The 21,328-nt window shown below is 36.6% G+C and carries 18 protein-coding genes and 1 riboswitch; of the genes, 12 read left to right on the top strand and 6 right to left on the bottom strand.

The features are described 5' to 3' along the window. Positions 1-121: 121 nt before the first annotated feature. Both IGJ27_RS08940 and IGJ27_RS08935 read left to right on the top strand, forming a co-directional pair. Positions 122-1,291: a nucleotide sugar dehydrogenase gene (locus IGJ27_RS08940; protein WP_063627376.1), complete on the top strand. Its 1,170-nt coding sequence runs from the start codon at positions 122-124 to the stop codon at positions 1,289-1,291. Then, positions 1,292-2,713, top strand: a complete 1,422-nt coding sequence (locus tag IGJ27_RS08935; RefSeq protein ID WP_178305805.1) for an oligosaccharide flippase family protein — start codon at positions 1,292-1,294, stop codon at positions 2,711-2,713. It begins immediately after the preceding gene. A 209-nt stretch (positions 2,714-2,922) separates the two neighbouring features. On the opposite strand, the gene yidC is transcribed toward IGJ27_RS08935, so the two are convergent. Both yidC and IGJ27_RS08925 read right to left on the bottom strand, forming a co-directional pair. Further along, entirely contained in the window at positions 2,923-3,855 is a 933-nt protein-coding gene (gene yidC / locus IGJ27_RS08930; RefSeq protein WP_010718510.1) for a membrane protein insertase YidC, read from the bottom strand. Between the two features lie 338 nt (positions 3,856-4,193). Then, positions 4,194-4,469 (bottom strand): acylphosphatase, encoded by a 276-nt coding sequence (locus IGJ27_RS08925; RefSeq protein WP_010718509.1) that lies wholly within the window; start codon positions 4,467-4,469, stop codon positions 4,194-4,196. 107 nt (positions 4,470-4,576) lie between these two features. Here IGJ27_RS08925 and IGJ27_RS08920 point away from each other — a divergent pair, with 107 nt between their 5' ends. From IGJ27_RS08920 to IGJ27_RS08905, 4 genes are all read left to right on the top strand, one after another. After that, positions 4,577-5,341, top strand: a complete 765-nt coding sequence (locus IGJ27_RS08920; RefSeq protein WP_034700883.1) for a TrmH family RNA methyltransferase — start codon at positions 4,577-4,579, stop codon at positions 5,339-5,341. A gap of 124 nt (positions 5,342-5,465) precedes the next feature. Beyond that, positions 5,466-5,969, top strand: coding sequence for an HD domain-containing protein (locus tag IGJ27_RS08915; protein ID WP_010737939.1), 504 nt, complete (start codon positions 5,466-5,468; stop codon positions 5,967-5,969). 248 nt (positions 5,970-6,217) lie between these two features. Then, a complete protein-coding gene (locus IGJ27_RS08910; protein WP_010718506.1) occupies positions 6,218-6,865 on the top strand; it encodes a FusB/FusC family EF-G-binding protein in 648 nt (215 codons plus the stop codon). A gap of 42 nt (positions 6,866-6,907) precedes the next feature. Then, a riboswitch (Fluoride riboswitch) is annotated at positions 6,908-6,975 on the top strand. Positions 6,976-7,024: 49 nt separating this feature from the next. After that, positions 7,025-8,317 carry a voltage-gated chloride channel family protein gene (locus IGJ27_RS08905; RefSeq protein ID WP_053766598.1) on the top strand — a complete coding sequence of 431 codons (1,293 nt, stop codon included), beginning with the start codon at positions 7,025-7,027 and terminating at the stop codon, positions 8,315-8,317. A gap of 62 nt (positions 8,318-8,379) precedes the next feature. On the opposite strand, the gene IGJ27_RS08900 is transcribed toward IGJ27_RS08905, so the two are convergent. The 3 genes from IGJ27_RS08900 to IGJ27_RS08890 all read right to left on the bottom strand — a co-directional run bounded on the left by IGJ27_RS08900 (position 8,380) and on the right by IGJ27_RS08890 (position 11,435). Beyond that, a complete protein-coding gene (locus IGJ27_RS08900) occupies positions 8,380-9,579 on the bottom strand; it encodes a YdcF family protein (RefSeq protein WP_010718504.1) in 1,200 nt (399 codons plus the stop codon). Between the two features lie 301 nt (positions 9,580-9,880). Continuing rightward, the gene (locus IGJ27_RS08895) at positions 9,881-11,188 is read right to left on the bottom strand and encodes a serine hydrolase (RefSeq protein WP_063627372.1); all 1,308 of its coding nucleotides are present in this window, start codon (positions 11,186-11,188) and stop codon (positions 9,881-9,883) included. Between the two features lie 124 nt (positions 11,189-11,312). Next, positions 11,313-11,435 (bottom strand): hypothetical protein, encoded by a 123-nt coding sequence (locus tag IGJ27_RS08890; RefSeq protein ID WP_010718502.1) that lies wholly within the window; start codon positions 11,433-11,435, stop codon positions 11,313-11,315. A gap of 232 nt (positions 11,436-11,667) precedes the next feature. On the opposite strand from IGJ27_RS08890, the gene IGJ27_RS08885 reads away from it, so the two are divergent. The 6 genes from IGJ27_RS08885 (at position 11,668) to asnS (ending at position 19,627) form a co-directional block, all read left to right on the top strand. Next, positions 11,668-12,774 carry a baeRF6 domain-containing protein gene (locus IGJ27_RS08885; protein WP_010737935.1) on the top strand — a complete coding sequence of 369 codons (1,107 nt, stop codon included), beginning with the start codon at positions 11,668-11,670 and terminating at the stop codon, positions 12,772-12,774. Between the two features lie 443 nt (positions 12,775-13,217). Beyond that, positions 13,218-13,418: a cold-shock protein gene (locus tag IGJ27_RS08880; protein ID WP_005875554.1), complete on the top strand. Its 201-nt coding sequence runs from the start codon at positions 13,218-13,220 to the stop codon at positions 13,416-13,418. Positions 13,419-13,702: 284 nt separating this feature from the next. Beyond that, a complete protein-coding gene (locus IGJ27_RS08875) occupies positions 13,703-16,483 on the top strand; it encodes a helicase C-terminal domain-containing protein (protein WP_178305806.1) in 2,781 nt (926 codons plus the stop codon). Positions 16,484-16,560: 77 nt separating this feature from the next. Next, positions 16,561-17,082 (top strand): cell wall elongation regulator TseB-like domain-containing protein, encoded by a 522-nt coding sequence (locus tag IGJ27_RS08870; RefSeq protein WP_010718499.1) that lies wholly within the window; start codon positions 16,561-16,563, stop codon positions 17,080-17,082. A 19-nt stretch (positions 17,083-17,101) separates the two neighbouring features. Then, positions 17,102-18,292: a pyridoxal phosphate-dependent aminotransferase gene (locus IGJ27_RS08865; protein WP_178305807.1), complete on the top strand. Its 1,191-nt coding sequence runs from the start codon at positions 17,102-17,104 to the stop codon at positions 18,290-18,292. Between the two features lie 36 nt (positions 18,293-18,328). After that, positions 18,329-19,627, top strand: a complete 1,299-nt coding sequence (gene asnS, locus IGJ27_RS08860; protein ID WP_010718497.1) for an asparagine--tRNA ligase — start codon at positions 18,329-18,331, stop codon at positions 19,625-19,627. Positions 19,628-19,708: 81 nt separating this feature from the next. On the opposite strand, the gene IGJ27_RS08855 is transcribed toward asnS, so the two are convergent. Continuing rightward, entirely contained in the window at positions 19,709-21,178 is a 1,470-nt protein-coding gene (locus IGJ27_RS08855) for a MarR family transcriptional regulator (protein ID WP_256733926.1), read from the bottom strand. Positions 21,179-21,328: the final 150 nt, after the last annotated feature.

Raw genomic sequence — 21,328 nt, 5'->3', positions numbered from 1 at the left:
GGAAAAGTAAATGGCTTTGTTTTTTTAGAAGAATGATAAAGCGAATGAAACGAAGAACTACCAATAACGTTCCAGTTTGTGTTTTTTATGTTAATAAAACTAATTATAGAGGTGAAACCAATTGAACGTATCAATTTTCGGCCTAGGCTATGTAGGGCTAGCCAATGCGTTATTACTTAGCCAGCATGAGAATGTCAAAGCTTATGACATCGTAGCAGAAAAGATCGAACGACTACAAAAGAAGGAGTCACCAATTGAAGACCGTGAAGTACATAATTTTCTTCAAAGAGAAGACCTAGCAATCGAATTTATTAAGGATTTCCGAGAAGCGGTTCTTTTTGGTGATTATTTGATTATTGCCACACCCACTGATTACGATGAAAAGAAAAATTATTTTAATACCTCATCGATTGAGAGCATCATTGAACAAGCTCTCGCCATTCGTCCAGAAGCAAAATTTATCATTAAGTCCACGGTACCAGTAGGGTATACGGCCGAATTAAAGAAAAAATATCAAACAGAAAATATTGTTTTTTCACCAGAATTTTTACGTGAAGGTAAAGCATTGTACGATAATCTTTATCCTTCCCGCATTGTTGTAGGAGAATGTTCAGATAGAGGGACAGAGATTGCGAATATGTTCAAAAAGAATACGCAAGCAGATAATGTCCCAGTTTTATTGACTCATTCAACAGAAGCGGAAGCAATCAAGTTATTCTCAAATACGTATCTGGCGTTGCGTGTGGCTTACTTCAATGAATTGGATAGTTATGCGGAGATACGAGGCTTAAATACGAAACAAATCATTGAAGGCGTCGGACTGGACCCACGTATCGGCTCTCATTACAATAATCCTTCATTTGGTTATGGAGGGTATTGTTTGCCAAAAGATACGAAACAGTTGAAAGCAAATTATACCGATGTGCCTAACAATCTTATCCAAGCGATCGTTGAAGCAAATACAACCAGAAAAGATTTTATTGCAGAACAAATTTTAGCCCAAAAGCCTAAGACTGTGGGAATCTATCGGTTAACGATGAAAGCCGATTCAGACAATTTCCGTTATTCATCGATTCAAGGAGTCATGAAACGAATCCAGGAACAAGGAGTTTCGGTGGTTGTCTATGAGCCAACGTTACCTGTTGAAGAATTTCATCATGCGCCTGTCGTTTCGGATCTTGCGCGATTCAAACAACTATCGGATGTGATCGTCTCAAATCGGATGGACCATCAATTAAAAGATGTGATCGAAAAAGTCTATACGAGAGATATTTTTAGACGGGATGAATAAATGAAAAATATAGCCAAAAATTTTTTTTATCAGAGCTTGTTTCAACTGACGAAAATCATTCTTCCGATTATTACCATTCCAATCGTTTCTAATGCTTTAGGGCCAAGTGGGATCGGTCTTTATAATTATACGTTTTCAATTGTCCAATATTTTGTTTTGTTTGCGGGGCTAGGGGTAACGATGTACGGGAACCGGGAAATAACTTTGACTTACAACCGTAAGAAAGAAGCGTTATCAGAAGTTTTTTGGGAAATTCTGCTTTTTAAGGCATTAGCGAGCTTAATTGTCATAGTCGCTTACTTTATTGTTGCCTCTTTATTAAATAATCGTTCGTATTTGTTTGTCCAATCCTTGGCGATTTTTGCCGTATTATTTGACGTATCTTGGTTTTTTATGGGAATTGAAGATTTTAAGAAAACTAGTATAGCTAATTTAGTAGTCCAACTAGTCACGTTTTTTCTCATTCTTTTCTTGATTAAAAACGAAGACGACACGTTAAAATATACCTTGATTCAAGGACTAGGTTTAGTTTGTTCACAAGTGAGTGTCTGGTTCTTTATTCCTAAATACATTCATTTGACGAAAGTTGATTTAAAGAAAAGTCTTAGTCATTTAAAGGGCTCTTTTGATTATTTTATTCCTCAAATTGCGATCATGTTGTATACCAATTTGAATAAGACCCTTTTAGGTTTCACATTAGGAAGTGTTGCAGTGGGCTATTTTACCAATTCTCTGCAATTGAATACCGTATTCATCACGATCATAACTACCTTAGACATCGTCTTACTTCCCCATATGACAAGTTTTTTTGCAAAAAAAAATATGGAGAAAATCGTTCGCACGATGGAAAAAACGATTCATTTACAATTGTTTTTTTCGATTCCAATCATGTTTGGGATGTTGACAGTTTATGACAAGCTCGTTCCTTGGTTTTTTGGCGAAAAATTTAGCTACATTACTCAAATTATTCCTTATTTTACGGTTTTGATTGTGATCGTTCCTTTAGGCATGGCGATTTCTAGACAATATCTAATGCCAATCGGTCAGGTTAAAGAGTATAATCGTTCAGTAATCATTGGAGCTATCATCAATCTTGTGGCAAATCTCATACTATTGCCGTCTATTGGCTTTTTGGGCGTCGTATTTTCAACTATTCTCGCCGAAAGTTTCGTTACAGTTGTAAGAACAAGAGCTTTTCTAAAACAGACGACGTTTACCTTTTCTTTCAGAAAAATCGGGATGTTTATAATTGCTGGATTGATCATGTGTTTGATCACCAGGTTTTTAACAGGTCATTTAACGAGTAATATCCGAACCAATCTGATCCAATTCGTCATTGCTTGTCCAATCTATCTCGCAATCACAACGATAACGAAAGTCAATCCACTAGTTGATTTATTGAAGATCAAAAAGAAAATCTAATGATGACAAACAACAGGTCAAAGACCTTGAAAGTGGTTGCTGCTAGTGAAAAGAAAAATGTTTACACTGATTTTCATTCAATCCGAACCATTGATTCGGCAATATAGCGAAGAATAATCAATGATCAGAGGACAAAATAAAAAAGGAGGAGAGGCGTTCTCTCTTCCTTTTTTATTTTAGCTATTTTTAGAAATAAACGAAATGCTTAGTTATTTCCGTTTTTGTTGTTTTCCAGCGTTACGACCTGTTTGGTTTTTAGGTGCTTTGACTTGTTTCTTTACTGGTTGTTCGCTATCCGCAGGTGTCACGTCTTTACGAGGTGTTACGACTTGCTTCGGTGGATTTTGTTTTAACTCTTCTGCCACTTGAGCTTTTAATTTAGGCTTCATGATGACATTTGTAATGAAGGTTTGCAAACAACTAAAGATACCACCAACTACCCAATAAAGTGTGACTCCAGCTGGCGCACTGATCGACATGAAGACGATCATCGCAGGCGAAACGATAAGCATCGTACGCATTGTTTTCTTTTGTTCTTCAGGGATACCGATTGTTGAAATATATCCTTGAAGTAAATAAGCAGCACCAGCAATCGCAACTAATACAAAACTAGGGTGTCCTAAGTCGATCCCATAGAAAGAGGATTCACGAATGCCTTCTGTATAACGAGCTGTGAAATAAAGGGCTGAAAAGATCGGCATTTGGATCAAGAGAGGCAAGCAGCCGATCCCGCCAGTCATACTTAACCCATTTTCACGATAAACTTGTTGCATTTCAGCTTGTGCAGCCATTTGTTCTTCACGAGTAGTCGCCGTTTTTAGTTTTTGTTGAGCGGCTTCGACTTGCGGCTTCAATGCTTGCATTTTTTCAGATTGGATCATTGTCTTTTTCGATTGACTAATACCTAATGGCAAAATGATGATACGAACGATGACTGTCATTAAAATAACAGCCCAACCATAGGACCAGTTGAAGTTCTCCACTAAATATGTAATCGCTTGTCCCATTGGATGGACTAATACTCGGTACACGATACCTGATGTGTCAGGGTTACCATTTGAATCCAGACGAACACAACCAGATAAGAAAAGCATGACTGTGACAAGGCCAGAACCCAATACCCAATTTTTCCATTTATTCATAAAATACTTCCTCTTTTATAATTTTTACACAAAATTAACTATACTAAAAAAGCACACACAATTCAATCTACTTTATAGAAAATTCATAGATTCCTACCTATATGGTCTTAAAAAAATAAAAAAGTTATTTGTCAAACCACAAAAAGGAAAGGGAGAAAAGCCATCGGTTAAACAGAAGCAAAAACGATCAAACGAGTGAGGGACGATTAGAAGAGAGAAGGCACGTTGTTTCTTTAAAAAAAGTCCTTTATCGTCAAACTTTCTTAAAGTCATGTGAGCCTTCTCATAGTGTAAATAGAACTACCTTTTGCGTGTTTCGTCCATTCAGAATCAGTAAATTAGCCGATCACATCAAATTTTTTTCGTTCTTCCATCATCGGATTATCTTGCAAGTCAACGTATTGTACGCGACCACTAGGACTTGGAGAATCCTTTACTTCTTCAATGAATCTTTTGATCGTTTCCTCATCGCCACATGCTTCGATTGTCACCGAACCATCTTCTTCGTTTTTAACTGTGCCTGTGATCCCTAATTGATCAGCAACGATTTTTGTCATATAACGAAAGCCAACACCTTGGACACGTCCTTGAACGTTCATCTTGATTTTTTTCATCATATCCACCTTTCTTTCCTTGCTTTTTAAATTAATGATACCGATTTTTTGATGTTGTAACAAGTTCAAGGTTCGAATTCATGCTATAATTAAGTGAGGTGAAAAATGTGAAAGAAATCCAATCAGCAAAAAATCCAAGAATCAAAGAATTGAAAAAACTACATAAGAAAAAATACCGGGAAGAAACAGGCGAGTATCTACTCGAAGGATTCCATTTGGTTGAAGAGGCAGTTGCTTCTCATGCCAAAGTAAAAGAAATCTTAATCACAGAAAAAGGGTTAGAAGAGTGGGAGGAGTGGCTTAAAAACCATTTAGATATCCCTTGTACCTTGGTAACGAATGAAGTCATGGCTGTGGTATCAGATTTGCCAACACCCCAAGGTATCTTAGCCGTTATGCTCTACGAAAAAGTAAACATGCCCGAATTAACTGGAGGATGGTTATTGTTAGATAATGTCCAAGATCCTGGGAATGTTGGAACAATGATTCGTACGGCAGATGCTTTTGGACTATCTGGTGTCGTTTTAGGAAAAGGATCAGCTGACATTTATAGTACAAAAGTGTTAAGAAGTATGCAGGGGAGCAATTACCATCTACCAATACTTCAAACAGACCTTGAGCAAATGATCCCGCTTTTAAAGGAACACAATTTTAATATCTATGGAACGGAATTGAACGAGGATGCTCGTTCATTAGAACAGGTAACTGTTCCTGAGAAGTATGCAATTGTCATGGGGAATGAAGGGCAAGGCGTGCGGCCCGAAATTCTTTCCTTGACGGATAAAAATATCTATATTCCGATTCGCGGAAATGCTGAATCATTAAATGTAGGAGTGGCAGCAGGCATCGTACTTTACCATTTCTCTTTATGATTAAGGAACTATTAAGCTTTCTACATTTTGATGGAACCTCACTAGAATATTCCGAACACTAATGGTATACTAGGATCAATTTCAAAGGAAAATGAAATTCAAAAAAGGTGGCAGATCAATAATTATGACAGAAAAATGGCGTGAAGACGAAGAATATATGTCTTATGTAGAAGATCTATTAGCAACAGATGCAGTGAAGAAATTAGCCAATTATACACAACATGTCCACTCCACTCGATTAGAGCATTCTCTTAGTGTTTCTTACTATAGTTATAAATTAGCCAAAAAATGGGGCGGTAATGCAAAAGCGACCGCACGTGCAGGTCTTTTGCATGATCTTTTCTACTATGATTGGCGTACAACAAAATTTGATGAAGGAACGCATGCTTATATCCATCCAAGGATCGCAGTGAAAAATGCAGAAAAAATTACTGACCTATCCGATTTAGAGCGTGATATCATCTTAAAACATATGTGGGGCGCTACGATCGCACCGCCTAAGTATAAAGAAAGCTATATTGTGACGTTTGTCGACAAATATTGTGCTGTGAAAGAAGCAGCACAGCCGATGACTGCTTCGATGAAACAAAAATGGCAAAGATATTTCGGCAAAGAACAATCGATTTAATACGATGTGATTAAGAATTCTTCCTGAGAAATTTCATAAAATTTCTCAGGTTTTTTTTTATTGACGAACCATGATTTTTACGGTTTACTTTGTATCAAGTACAAGTTGTTGAAACAAACTTAAAGGGGGTGATGATAAGATGCCATATGGATCTTATTTAAAAGAGTGGAAAAGCTTTAACTAACGTACTTTGTTGAAGTTCTTTTCTTCAAAGTACATTCACTTGAAAGAAGAAAGGACTCAAAGTCATGGAAAAAACAATTAAACCTTATCAATATTATTTTATTAAAAGAGAAGTCGAACAATTAATATCAGTCTATCATTCAGTAAACGATTCTAAAACGATCGAAACGGTCCAAGCATTAGCTGTGGAGAGAATAGAGGAACTAGTAGAACCCTCACAAAGGATGAACCTTTTCTTAGAAAACATCTTAGATACTTCTTTGACCAAAGAAACTGCTGAACGCTTATTAGAAGAATTAAAAGAATCAGTTCAACCTTTTGAGCAACCTTCGAAAGCTCAAATCGAAAAATTATTCCGAAAAGTGAAAAAGCTAAAACAACCTGATTGGAATCATTTGGATTTAAGAGAACACACCTATATTGGATGGAATGATCCTGGTACCCAGAAAAAATTTCTTGTTTATTATGATGAATCAGGGAAGTTAAACGGTATTCGCGGGACTTTATCCCCGACCATCACGAAAGGGATTTGTACGATTTGTAAAAAAACTTCGAGTGTGTCACTCTTTTTAGCAACAACAAAATCGAATTCAGATGGCACCTATACGAAAAAAGGAAACTATATTTGCCATGATAGTGAGCATTGTAACCACAATTTAGTCCAATTGACTCCTTTTTATGAATTTACTGAGATTGTAAAAAAAGAAGGATAATTTCATTGTATTTTTCATAAATATATGCTATTTTAATTGATGAAGTGAATAGGTGATGGTGTTCGCCTTTAAACGTTAATCTTAAGATAACTAATGACGCCTACTAAGAATCGGGATACCCCTTTTTTTAGTAGGCGTTTTTTTTGAGGAGGAAAAGAGATGGAAAATCGATTACCTGATCCAATTAGGGTTGTCGTATACATGATCAAATGGTTATTGATCACATTGCTATTGGGAATTTTTATGGGAAGTTTATCAGCCTTTTTTCTCAATAGTTTAACATGGGTTACTAATATACGCCTTGCTTCACCCTGGTTGTTGTTTCTTTTACCAGTAAGTGGTGGAATTTTTGCTTTTTTATATAGTAAGTACGGAGGAAATTCTGGTAGAGGAAATAACTTAGTGATTGATCAAGGAAATGGTGGGGAAGAAAAAATTCCTTTACGCCTGATTCCTTTAACGTTATTTGGAACGATTACCACCCATTTATTTGGTGGTTCTGTCGGACGAGAAGGAACAGCTGTGCAAATGGGAGGCGCTTTAGCAGAAAATTTAGCCCGTCTCTTTCGGTTAAATAAAGTGGAACGGGAGTTATTGGTGATCAGCGGGATCAGTGCTGGTTTTAGTTCCGTTTTTGGTACGCCTCTGGCTGGAACACTATTTGGGTTAGAAGTTTTAGCAATTGGAAAAGTTAGAACAGAAGCCTTATTTCCAAGTTTTTTTGCAGCACTGTTTGCTAACTTTGTGACTGAAAGCTTTGGAGTGAAACATATCCATTACCCTATGGGGACGATTCCAAATTGGGATGTATCTCTTTTCTTTAAATTATTCGTTGCAGGCATTGCTTTTGGTCTGATTGGTTGGGTATTTAGTCGTTCGATCGTTTTTTTGAAAACTTGGTATGCCAAAAGAATGGCTAGTCCAGTTCTACGTAATTTTATTGGCGGAGCTGTGGTCGTCATCGCAGCGCTCTTATTGCAAACCCAAAGATATTTGGGGCTCAGTTTGCCTCTGTTAACTGATGCCTTTAATGGTACCGCCCATTTCTATGATTTTCTTGGAAAGCTTGGATTTACTGTCTTGTCTTTAGGTGCTGGTTATCAAGGTGGAGAGGTAACTCCTTTATTTGAAATCGGAGCGACATTAGGTGCTGCTCTAGCACCAATCTTACATGTGTCCATTCCTTTTTTAGCAGCCTTGGGTTTCATTGGCGTCTTTTCAGGAGCAACAAATACACCCATTGCTTGTTTTGTTATGGGAATCGAATTGTTCGGTGGACAAGCAGCCAGTTATTTCTTTATGATCTGTCTGGTGAGCTTCATGTGTTCTGGTAATAGTGGAATTTATTCAGCACAAAAAGTAGTAGTGAAAAAGGGAATTCTTTTCCTGCCAATGATGGGAAGTCAGAAACAGTCTGAGCGATCTAAGGGGAGAACGAAAACACGAAAATAGTTGTTGCAAAAGGAAAGATTACAAAAAGTAAAAGGCATTTGGGGGGCACCCAAATGCCTTATTTAAATAAAGATGCTCAAAGCTGCGAATAATACGGTAAATAGCACGATTAAGCCACCAACGATCAAGTGTCTTTTTTTGTGCAGAACCAAGATGGCGATATATTCTCGCAAAAATGCATTCGGCAAGTAGTAAAAGGCAGTTTTCGCTCCGATTCCATCCGCTTTTAAACCAGCTTGCTTTGCATAAAGACCTGCACGGAAGATGTGGTAATTATTAGAAGTGAAAATCGCTCGATATGGCCCACCAGTTTGTTGATCCATGAGTTCTTTAGAAAAACGCATATTTTCTAAAGTTGTCTTTGAATTGGCTTCCACCAAGATATCTCTCTCAGGAATGCCTTTAGCTAAAGCATATTGCTTCATCGCAATTGCTTCCGGCACTTTTTCATCTGATCCTTGACCACCAGACATCAATAGAATAGGCGGGTTCAAGGTTGCTTTACTTTGTGCCCAATAAAAGGCGATCGCTTTGTCGATTCTTTTTGCTAAAAGAGGGGATACCGTTTCGCCATTTAGTAGACCAGCCCCTAAAACGATAATGTAATTTTGGTTGTATCGTGGACGGTTGAACTGATACAAAAAAGAAACGGTTATAAAGTTATAGAAAACCACAAAAAGATAAAACAGAATCAATGGGACAGCCGTGAATAATACATTGAACCATTGTGGGAAATATTGGATAAAGAAGATTTGAAATATAGTATATAACGTCAAAAAGATTGCTAATAATAAAGTTAAGAGATTGGCTAATGAGCGAGATTCTCTTTTTAAAACTAATAACCCGTTCCAAAATAAAAAGACGATCAAAATGTAGACACCAAATAACAAGATCAACAAAACGGGGATAGCAATTATTGCAAATAAACCACCAATAAAAATATTTTGTGTTTCAAGCAACAAAGTGACTAAGTAGCCGCCAAAACTAATTAAAAAGAAATTGAACAATACCCCGTTCAATAGTTTGCGTTTTTCAGTAAAATAGGAGAATGCAAAAATACTGAAAAAAACAAGTGGGATCAAAAAGTAAAAGGTGGAATAAAAAATTTCCAAAACAATGAAGTAAGTGACCATCATCATAAATGTCCAAGATCCACAATAAAAGAACAGAGCAGGATCACTTTGACGACGGCGCCAATAAAGAATACCGGTAAACCCTAAAACATAGAGAACCAAGAAAGTCAGGTCTCTTGTCAAATTCATAGAATTAACTCCTTTCGTTTAGTGAACACGAAATAAAACGTGTTTTGTTTAGGTTGATACCAATTTACGCAAAAACGATTGACTGAAAGATAAAATCAATAAAATTGACACAACCTTTACTATTATAGCTAAAATTAGAGAAAAAAGCTGTTCTGAAAAATTAAAAACTAAAAAAAGGAAAACTTGAGGCATGTAGCAGGGATTGTTAGATAAAAGTACACCTCCTAAGTTAGACAATGACATTCTGACTTAAGAGGTGTACTTAAAATTCTACGTTCTACTTGTTGGTATTTTAGCTGGATTAGAACAAATTACTAAAAAAATCAGTAACATGTCGCCAACCAATCACAAAGATATTTGCTTTTTCAACTGATTTAGCAGTAATAATATCTGTGGTTGGTTCTTTATTGTCTTCCAAATAGCCCAGTGAATCATCGGCTAAGGTAATCGTTGCTGTCCCTACCTTCATACCTTTATTGACGGGGGCTGCTACTTGATCATTCGTTACGACTTTTTTATCAAGGGTAGGAGTAATTTTTAATTTACCAGTATCCATACCATTTCTTACCCAAACTTTTACAGGATTTTTTAAGGCAACAGCTACTGAAGTTTCTTTGCCATCTTTCACTGCTAAGTTTTTTAAATCTGGAATACTTGCATTGGACTTTCCAAGTTCTTTAATTGACCAATTATCATAGCAGTAATCCATTAAACGTCCGGTTTCGTTGAAGCGGGCACTTGGATTTGTAGCATGGTCATCGGCATTTAAAACAACCGTAATGACTCGTCTACCATCTTTATTGATCGTTCCAACAAAACAAGCACCAGCAAATTCAGTTGTACCAGTTTTTAAACCATCTACGCCTTCTTTGTAGTTAACAAACCCAGAAAGCATCCAATTCCAATTCACCATTTCGACAGGCGACTGAGTCCCTTCGCCGAATGTTTCATTAGTAGTATTTGTCACTTTTAATACCTCAGGGAAATCTAAGATCAAGTGTCTGGCAACAATCGCAACATCTTTGGCTGACATTTGGTTTTCTTCTGTTTCCGAGGTACCTTCAGGACGATTCTCACCGAGATAGGAATTATTTAATCCAGAGGCGTTCACAATCGTTGCGTCGTTAATACCCCAATCTTTTAATTGTTTTTTCATCAATTCAAGAAACTTTGTTTCACTGCCAGCTATTTTTTCGGCTAAAGCTACCATTGAGGCGTTAGCAGATTGAATAAAGGCTGAATCAAAAAGTTCTTTGACCGTATAGCTGTTCTCTTTGTGCAAAGGTACGTTTGACAAGTCAGGAACAACGCTCAATTTTTCAGCATAATCTGAAATTGGCACTTTTTCATCCCAAGTCAGTTTTCCTTCTTTTACTTGATCAAGAACGATATAAAGACCAATTATTTTGGTGATTGAAGCAATTCCCATTGGTTTTTCTCCATCTTGATCATAAAGGATCTTACCACTTTCTGCATCAACAGCAAAAGCGGCTTTTGCATTGACTTTGAATGATTCATCAGCGTGAACTGCTGTGATTGGTAAAATCGCAGTGAGGCACAAGATCAAACTTGTTAATAACATGAACAATCGTAATTTTTTTTGAGGCATTTATTTTCTCCTTGTTTTCTAATAGTTTTCCTATAAATTAAAATTTTATCAAAGAGATAGAGTAGTTTCAATATTTCTGATAAAAACATAATAAAAGATATTTATAGAAAAAGGAGAAAAGTGGTTACTTCTCTTGATCTTTGCTACGAATTTTTACCGGTTGCACTTCTGGTTCATTCAATCGAGAAGCAACAAAAATAGTAACAGCAGTTAGGGTTAATAAACTGAAGATCATGAATATGTGCATGTGATCACCTCATTCATTTATTTTCTCTTAGTGTAGCAAAAAGAATTGAATTTCTTTTTAAGAAATGAAAGGAATGATTGAGTAAAGTATGAAATAATTATGAAATTAATTAAATAAAACAAAAATAGAAATAAGTCGTTTTATTAAAATTCGTTTTATTATCTCGAAAAAATTTGTTGTGGTAGACTTTACTTATAGTAAAGGAATGACTTTTTTTAGGAGGGATACGATTATGACAAAAATGGCGAAAGAATTATTGTCACAGCTGACTTCAGAAGGTGCTACAGGCCCATTCGTCACGATTATGTTGAACACCCATGTCGCACATCAAGATGTAGAAAAAGATCAAATCAAGTTCAAAAATTTTGCGAAAGAAGCAAAAAAACGGTTTGAAAAAAAATATGCTGAACATGACTGGTCCTTGTTCCAAGAAAAAATCACTAGTTTGTTAGAAGATGCTTCATTTTGGCGAAGCGCTACAACAAGCGTGGCTGTCATCTTATCTCCAGAACATACGTATATCCATCGCTTAGGTATTCCTGTAGATGACCAATATTATGTGAGTGATCTGCCATATCTTCTAGCGATTATCAAAAATAGTCACTTTAACTACGCCTATTATCTACTAGGATTGAATCGTGATTCAATGAAGTTGTACGAAGTAAACAATAAGCAGGTAACTGAAGTAAAATTACCGGAAGATGCACCGAAAGATGTAGTAACAGCTTTAGGTTCGGAGTTAACAGGTGGCGGATTAAACTATACTTCAAATGGTAGTGAGGGAGCTACGTTTCATGGTGTCAATCCAAAAGATGAGGAAGTAGAGATCGACTGGGTCAATTATTATCAAGCAGTTGATGATTATCTTAAGGATACCTTTGACAATCCTGAAAAACGCCCAATTTATCTGTTTGCATTACCGGAAAACCAAACGATGTTCAAAAAAATTGCTAAAAATCCGTACTATTGTTCTGATGTGGCGATCTCTGCCTCACCTGCACAATTATCGTTAAAAGAAATCGAAGCAGGAGCTAAAAAACTCTCTGAGGAATTAGCTGCGAAAGAAGCAGAAGGGTATAATCGTTTGTTAGATAAGAAATTTATCGATCAACTAGTGGATATCGTTCCAGCTGCTAAAGAAGGGAAAATTTCTCACTTGTTTATTGCTACGTCTAACTTAGTGGATGGATTTGGAGAAGATCCAGAAACAGAGTATGACCGTCGTCAAGTTTTAAATGAATTGGCAGATAATGTCATCATGAACGGAGGACAAGTAGTCATTCTTGAACAAAAAGAGGCACCAGATGAGAAAAGTTTAGTAGCAATCCTTCGTTACTAATAGAGCGATGTGAGATTTTGCATTTTGAATAAAGAAATGAACGAGCACGACTGGGGAAATTTTTTCCTCAGTCTTGTTTATAGTTAAAAAATAAAAAGTAGAAGAAATCAATTCAACTGGTGTTATTTTACTATCAACTATCGTTCTTATGGGGAATCTTATCAAAAAAAATCGTTAGAGAAAGTCTGAATTATAAGGAAACGATTCCATATTTGTTAGGACGGAATACAGAGATATCCCTCTTTTTCTCGTTTTTGTCAGAAAACACCAGATGAAAAGGAAAAAAAGAAGGGAAAATAGTGGCTATTTTGTAACCGATATGATATATTAAGAGTGTAGTTTTTGTTCGGTAATCTGTGGCATGTTTCAAATAAACATCTTCCAGATATACACCATTCAAGTAATTGCAAAATATGTGTTGAAACACAAGGAGGATTTTTATTATGGAAACAGGTACAGTAAAATGGTTTAACTCAGAAAAAGGTTTTGGATTCATTACAGCAGAAAACGGTAACGATGTATTCGTTCATTTCTCAGCTATCCAAGGCGACGGATTCAAAACTCTTGAAGAAGGTCAAACAGTAAACTTTGACGTTGAAGAAGGTCAACGTGGCCCTCAAGCAACTAACGTTGTTAAAGCTTAATTAATTGATTTGAATAAAAGCTCGATAACTACATTGTAGTTGTCGAGCTTTTTTGTTTTGGATCAATCACGAAGTTAAATACGTTCTTCAGATAAGTGGAATTGATTCTGCATCAATAGGTAGTTGAGTAATCAGCCGGTAGGTAAGATGATCAGATGATTTAGAAAGTGAACCAATAATATAAAGGTTTTTTTTCACAAATGGAAAGAGAGATTAAGAAATTTTCTTGTGATTGTAGTATAATCGCAAGAGAACATTTAAAGGCAAGAGAAGAGGAAGTAAATTTGAAATCAAAAACTTATGCAGTTGTCGATATTGAAACGACTGGGACAAATCCAAAAGAAGATCGCATTATCCAATTTGGATGTGTCATGATTGAAGGTGGTCGAATCACTTCTCGTTTTTCGATTGATATTAATCCCGGACGCAAGATTTCCAAACAAATCCAACATCTGACAGGAATTACCAATCGTCGTGTCCAACAAGCACCTTATTTTGAAGATGTGGCCGCAACCATCTATAATCTGTTGGCGGATACGATTTTTGTTGCTCATAATATTTATTTTGATTATAACTTTCTTAATCAGGAGCTATTAAGGTGCCAAACACCGGGATTAAAGATTCCTGGCATCGATACTGTTGAATTAGCTCAAATCTTCTTGCCAAGTGAGCCAAGCTTTCGATTGGCTGATCTGTCAGAGAGTCTAGGCTTTATTCATGAAAATCCACACCAAGCTGATAGTGATGCCGAAGTGACTGCCCAACTTCTTCTATTGATTGAAGAACGGATGCGCCGTTTACCATTAGTCACATTAGAAGCCATTTATGCATTAAGTGGGCAAACAGGAATGGATACAAGTCGATTTATTCAAAGTGTGATGGAAGAGATGAGAGAACAACCTCAGCCGTTAAACGAAGAATTAGAGATAATTGATGGGTTAGCTTTGCAAAAAAAAGAAGTAGATCTTTATACCAGCATTCATTACAACGAGCAAGTTTATCCTAGAAAGAAACAAGCTAAAGAAAAGATATTTGGGAAAACATTGATGTATCGTAAGGAACAAAATCGCTTGATGAATGCAGTATACGACCATTTTACCAAAGATGAGTCCAAAGATTTGATGATTGAAGCCGCTACTGGAATGGGAAAAACGATCGGGTATCTACTCCCACTCAGCTATTTAGCCACTCCTGAAAAGCCGGCGATCATCAGTACTGTCTCACTGGTACTCCAGCAACAGATCATGGAAAAAGATATCCCATTGTTAAATCAATTGTTGGATCAGCCGATTCAAGCAACAGTGATTAAAAGTTATCGCCATTATATCGATTTACAAAGGTTCAAAGCGACCCTTGAAGCGCCAAAAGAACAAAAACAGTATTTACTTTACCAAATGGCAATCCTTGTTTGGTTGACTCAAACAAAAACCGGCGATTTAGACGAATTGCATTTGACCAACTTGAATCACCTTCTCTTTAGTGAGATTGCCCATCGGGGGACTTCATTTTTAGCTAAAAATCAATCGTTTTATGCACAAGATTTTGTTCGTTTTTTAGAGAGAAAAATCCAGCAAAGCAATTTTTTGATTGTGAATCATGCTTTTTTAGTCCAAGAAACCCAAAGAAAGCGACCATTGTTACCAGAGAGTCCATATTTATTGATCGATGAGGCGCATCATTTGCCTGATATTGCAGAGAAAGTCAATGATCGCCGCTTAAGTATTGCGTATTTTTTCAAACAAATCCAACAGTTTAACGAATCGGATCATTTGTTTGACCGGATCAAAGCGTATTTACCAGAAAACCACGAAGTTCAACGTTGGTTAGAGATTTACCAAGAGGAGTTAAACGCACTTAACGAAGCGCAAATTTTTCTGGCAGAAGGACTGAATCAATTTGCGGCAAAGCAAACAAACGGTCAGTATCCAGAAGAAATGATGGTTACTCAAGAAATGCTTTCGCGGTTACCCTTTGAGTCGAGCCTTGCAATTGACCATCTCCATGTGTTTTATCGTGAAATCAAACAACTACAAGACCAAATGCGCTTAAGTTTGACAATCATTCAAGAAAGCTGGACGAAACAAATGCGCATTGATTTAGCCACTCTTTATCAATTATTCGATCAAATGGAAAAGCAAGCAACTTTGATGGAACAGTGGCTGGAAGATTGGCATGAAAATTTGATCCATTGGTTTGTTCCCAACAAAACAGCGCAACAAACGATTTTTCATCTTCACGATTTCAAGGCAGCCTCACTGAAAAGAACAGTTTGGTATCCGCGCTACACGCATATTTTATATATTGGCGGCACGCTTAAAGTGGGACCGAATCGTCAGTATCTTGCGAAACGTTTAGGAATTGAAGGTACACCATTGAAAGTGATCGCATCTCCTTATGATTACGAAAAACAAGCCCGTATCTATGTACCCAAAGAAGCACCGTCAATTAGTCAAGTTGATCAGCAACAATACGTGGACTATTTGTCTCATACGTTGTCTCAATTGATCTTACAAGAAAAGCGGCCAATCTTGGTTTTGTTTACGTCACATGATATTTTACAAAAAGTTTATCAGACGATTCATTTATCCATGTTAGAGCAAGGACGGGAAATCTTAGCCCAAGGGATCGGCGGTAGCCGACAGAAATTGTTGAAACGATTCATGCTGTCTGAAATGAGTGTTTTATTTGGAGCTGATAGTTTTTGGGAAGGTGTGGATTTACCGGGGGATGCTTTACAGATTGTCGTGGTTACCCGCTTACCTTTTGACAATCCGTTACGACCGATGGTGAAGGCAAGGAATACCTACCTTGAATCAGAAGGAATCAACCCATTCTATCAAGAATCGATCCCTAAAGCTGCTTTAAAATTGAGACAAGCCTTAGGAAGATTGATTCGCGGTGAAGAAGATCGAGGCGTTTTATTGATTCTGGATCGTCGATTACTGTCTGCGAAATACAGTAATCGGATCTTGCAGGCCTTACCGAAGAATATTACGATCAAAGAAGAAACATTGGACGATATTTGCAAAGATATCCCAAAATTCTTAAAGAAAAACGAAGAATAAACTTCTTCAGACAATCTATTTTCGCATGAAAAATCTGCTATAATAAAACTTAGCGAATATAAAAGGAGCGACGATCCTTGAAGAAACAATCAAAACAAAAGCAAGAATCTCCGAAAGAAAAAACAATTAATCATGTATTACTAGGGTTGATTATCGCTTTATTAGCGATCATCGTATTTAGTTCGATTTTTTATTTACGTGCGAGCCGCCCAAGGATGCAAGCCAAACAAGAAGCAATTGAGATTGCTAAAAAATACGCAGGACTTGAAGAAGCAGATCACTTTTATTGGTTTACTCGGAATCATACTTACTTTTCTTTGACTGGTAAAAACGATAAAGGGCAAGAAATTGCGGTCATTATTCCTAAATCGGGCGAAAAGGTCAAAGTATTAGCTCAAAAAGATGGGATAACTGAACAAGAAGCAAAAGAAAAAATTGCTCAAGCTCATCCAGAAGTCCAAATCGAAAAAGCTTCACTAGGAATGTACGATAATCAAGCTGTCTGGGAAGTTGTTGGAAAAAATTCAAAGGATCAATTCAATTATTATTTGCTTTCTTTCGAGTCAGGGAAAGAAATAAAAACTATCACTGGAATATAATTTGTAAAGGATGAGTAGGATGAAGCTGTCAAAAAGAGTACAACAATTAGAACCTTCTGTGACGCTTGCTGCAGCAGCAAAAGCAAAAGCTTTGAAAGCACAAGGAAAAGATATCTTAAGTCTAACGGTCGGAGAACCTGACTTTGCAACGCCCGAAAATATCCAAGAAGTGGCGGTTCAGGCAATTAGAAACGGCAAAGCAAGTTACTATACGCCGAGCGCAGGGATTCCTGAACTACGCCAAGCAATTGTCGATTATATCAAGGAGTATTATGGGATCACCTATGAACCTTCTCAAACAATTGTAACGGATGGTGCAAAATTTGCGTTATATGCCCTTTTTCAGACGATTTTAGATCCTGAAGATGAAGTGATCATCCCAGTACCTTATTGGGTAAGTTATGGAGAGCAAGTAAAATTAGCAGAAGGTCGACCGGTATTTGTTAAAGGCGAGGAAAACAATGGATTTAAAATAACTGTTTCCCAGCTAGAAGCATCACTAACCCCTAAAACGAAAGCATTGATCATCAACTCTCCTTCGAATCCGACAGGAATGATCTATGATCAAAAAGAGCTGCAAGCAATCGGAGAATGGGCTGTCAAACATGATATTTTGATAGTTGCAGATGATATTTATGGACGTTTAGTTTATAATGGCAATGAGTTTACTCCAATTGCAACAATCTCTGAAGCTATTCGTAAGCAAACGATCATCATCAATGGGGTCTCAAAAACTTATGCAATGACGGGATGGAGAATCGGCTATGCTTTGGGGAACCAAGAAATCATCGATGGGATGATTGCAATTGCTTCTCAATCAACAAGTAATTCAACAGCAGTCAGTCAATATGCTGCGATTGAAGCGTTGACTGGTGAGCAAGATCCAGTGGAAGAAATGCGCCTGGCATTTGAAGAACGCCTAAATATCTTATATCCACTTGTTTCAAACTTACCTGGAGTGACACTTAATAAACCACAAGGTGCTTTTTATTTGTTTCCGAATGTAAAAGAAACGTTGGCTATGTGCGGTTATGAGAATGTCACGAAGTGGGTAGAAGATCTATTAGAGGAAACGGGTGTTGCTTTAGTAACTGGTGAAGGGTTTGGTGCGCCAGAAAATGTGCGATTAAGTTATGCAACGGATCTTGGAACTTTGGAAGAAGCAGTCCGACGTATTGCGCAATTTATTGAGAGTAAAAGTCAAATATAATCCTAATAATTAAGGTAGAGCGAAGGAGAGTCATAAGTGGAAACAATTCAAATCATTGATTCGAAAAATCATGTAGGAGAAACAGTAAAGATTGGCGCTTGGGTAGCAAATAAACGTTCAAGCGGAAAAATTGCTTTTCTACAACTAAGAGATGGAACGGCTTATTTTCAAGGAGTAGTTGTGAAAAGTGAAGTTCCAGAAGAAGTATTTCAATTAGCGAAAAATCTTCACCAAGAAACATCAATCATCTTGACCGGAGAAATCCGTGAAGATAGCCGTTCAAAATTCGGCTACGAAATCGGGATTAAGACAATCGAAGTTGTCAGTGAAAGTCATGATTATCCCATCACACCTAAAGAACATGGAACTGATTTTTTGATGGATCACCGTCATTTATGGTTACGTTCTTCCAGACAACATGCAATCATGCAAATCAGAAATGAAATTATTCGTGCAACATATGAGTTCTTTAATAACCATAACTTTGTCAAAATCGATCCTCCAATTTTAACTGGTTCTGCACCAGAAGGAACGACTGACTTATTTGAAACGAACTATTTTGACCAAAAAGCGTACTTATCACAAAGTGGTCAATTATATATGGAAGCTGCAGCGATGGCTTTTGGTAAAGTATTCTCCTTTGGTCCAACATTCCGTGCAGAAAAATCAAAAACACGTCGTCATTTGATCGAATTTTGGATGATTGAACCTGAGATGGCATTTACACATCAAGAAGAAAGTCTAGAGGTCCAAGAACAATATGTTGCTTTCTTAGTACAAAATGTATTGGATCACTGTGATTACGCATTAGATGTCTTGGAACGAGACAAAGAAGTATTGAAAACTTATACGAAGTTACCATTCCCACGTATCTCTTATGATGATGCGATTGAATTATTGAAGAAAAATGGGTTTGATGATATTGAGTGGGGCGATGATTTTGGTTCTCCGCATGAGACATTCATTGCCAATTCATTTGAACAACCCGTATTTATCTTGAATTATCCAAAAGCAATCAAACCTTTCTATATGAAACCACATCCAACTCGTGAAGATGTAGTGATCTGTGCTGATATGATCGCACCAGAAGGATACGGTGAGATCATTGGTGGTAGTGAACGAGCAACGGATTATGAATTCTTATTAGAACAGATCAAAAATCATGGTTTAGACGAAAATGAATATTCTTGGTATCTTGATTTGCGTAAATATGGTTCAGTGCCACATTCTGGATTTGGATTGGGCTTAGAGCGAACAGTTACTTGGATCGCAGGTATCGACCATGTGCGTGAAGCAATTCCATTCCCACGTTTGTTAAACCGTATCTATCCATAAAAATGAAATAGCTGGTTCAACCACAAAAAACTGCAGAAAGTGGCCTCTTAGGAGGTTAACTTTCTGCAGTTTTTTTATAACTTAGTCAGTTGGTAATGGCTTTTTTAAAGCTTCGATTAATGGTTGGATCGTTGATTGCTGAAGAAGCAATTCTAAGGTACGAATCTCTTTTAGCGAAGGATAATTGTCTAAAAGTAGCCAGTTTTTCTGAGGAGCTATTGGAATATTAGAAATCCAGTAATCGATGGAATCTGCATTTTGATCGTTCATTACAGAATCTTGGACATCAATGATTTCAAAAACTGCATACTCATTCAATTTCGTTTTAAGAAGCATAATCAGTAATTCACTATGTACTTGGTCGTAGGTAAAAGCAAGACCAATTTTTTTCTTCTGTTGATTTTTTCTAATAAGTTCCTTTAAGTGTTTATCATAGATAATCGTAAGATAGAGCCATTCATAAAATAAAGGATCATCATTTATTTCATTTCTGAAAGTGATCAATTTTTGTAACAGTCGGTTAGCAGTATGGGTAGAAAAGCGCCCATTTTGCTTAAAAAATTCAATCACAAATCGTTTTTTTTGATCATTTAACAAATATTTGATTTTTCCAGACAAAGTTAGTGATTGATCGATCGAATAATGGAGCTCAATTTCTTTATTTTCTCCAAATAGTTGGTAGAGTTCAGTTGTCAACTGAATCAAGGATTGCTTTTTCCCTTGCATTTCTAGTGAAAGCTTTGGTTCTTTCATCATTGACTGAAATGTTAAGAGATTTGATTGGACGACACCCGTATATGAAAGCTTGAATACTTCTTTGAAGTGTGCATAATCAATGACGATTCGTGAATCATCAAATGGTAAAGTTGCTGAGGATATTGCATTTTTATCCGCTGATTTATAATAAGTCGTTGATTTTTGGATATGGACACTAAGCTTAATAATCACCCAGATCCAGCTACTTAATCGTTGTTGTTCTCGAGAAGTAGAGAAGTTGGGCAATTCGGTAAATGCTTGCAACAGTTGATCAAGAATTAATTGTTCTTTCGGAAGAATATATTGAGTATTAGCGTGATATTTTTCTGAAAAAAAGACATAAAAAAACTGATATAGTTTAGATGAATCTCCTGTAAAGTAGAAAGGAGAGTCAGTCAGACAAATATCATGGCAGTTCAAAAAATCAGCTACTTGTTTTTTGATACGGCGAAATTGAGATTTACTGATTTTTAGTTTTTTTAAAATTTCCGAAGTTGTTATAAACGGACAAGAAAAAACCAGAGAAATAAATTGAATCTGTACAGAATCTTGATAAATATAACTGTATACTTCACTATAGCTGATTGGTTTATTTTTTCTCAGCAATAAATGATCTTTTTTCTTTTCCACTTGAAAAAAGCCACGATTTTCCAGCTCATTCAATTGTTTAAGAATCGTTTGCTTGGTTGCTTGGGTTGTTTCTTCTAGTTGTTGAACGGTCACTTGTCCATTTGCTAAATATGTTTCTAAAATAATTAATTGGATATAATGTTTTTTGGATAATATCGCTTTCATCTTGGTTGGAACCCCCTTACTCGTTATAAGGATTGTACTAATGAAATAGCTGCTATCGGCAATGATAATTTCTTTTTTTGGAAAAAAAAATTATGGACAATTCCAAAAAATTAGTAAACATTAGCAGGATTGCTAAATAGAGAGATGAAA

The sequence above is a fragment of the Enterococcus sp. DIV1726a genome, assembly GCF_051710985.1.
GTDB lineage: Bacteria > Bacillota > Bacilli > Lactobacillales > Enterococcaceae > Enterococcus_B > Enterococcus_B hirae.
Note: the sequence above shows the minus strand (reverse complement) of the source record. Positions and strands in the feature narration are given on the sequence as shown.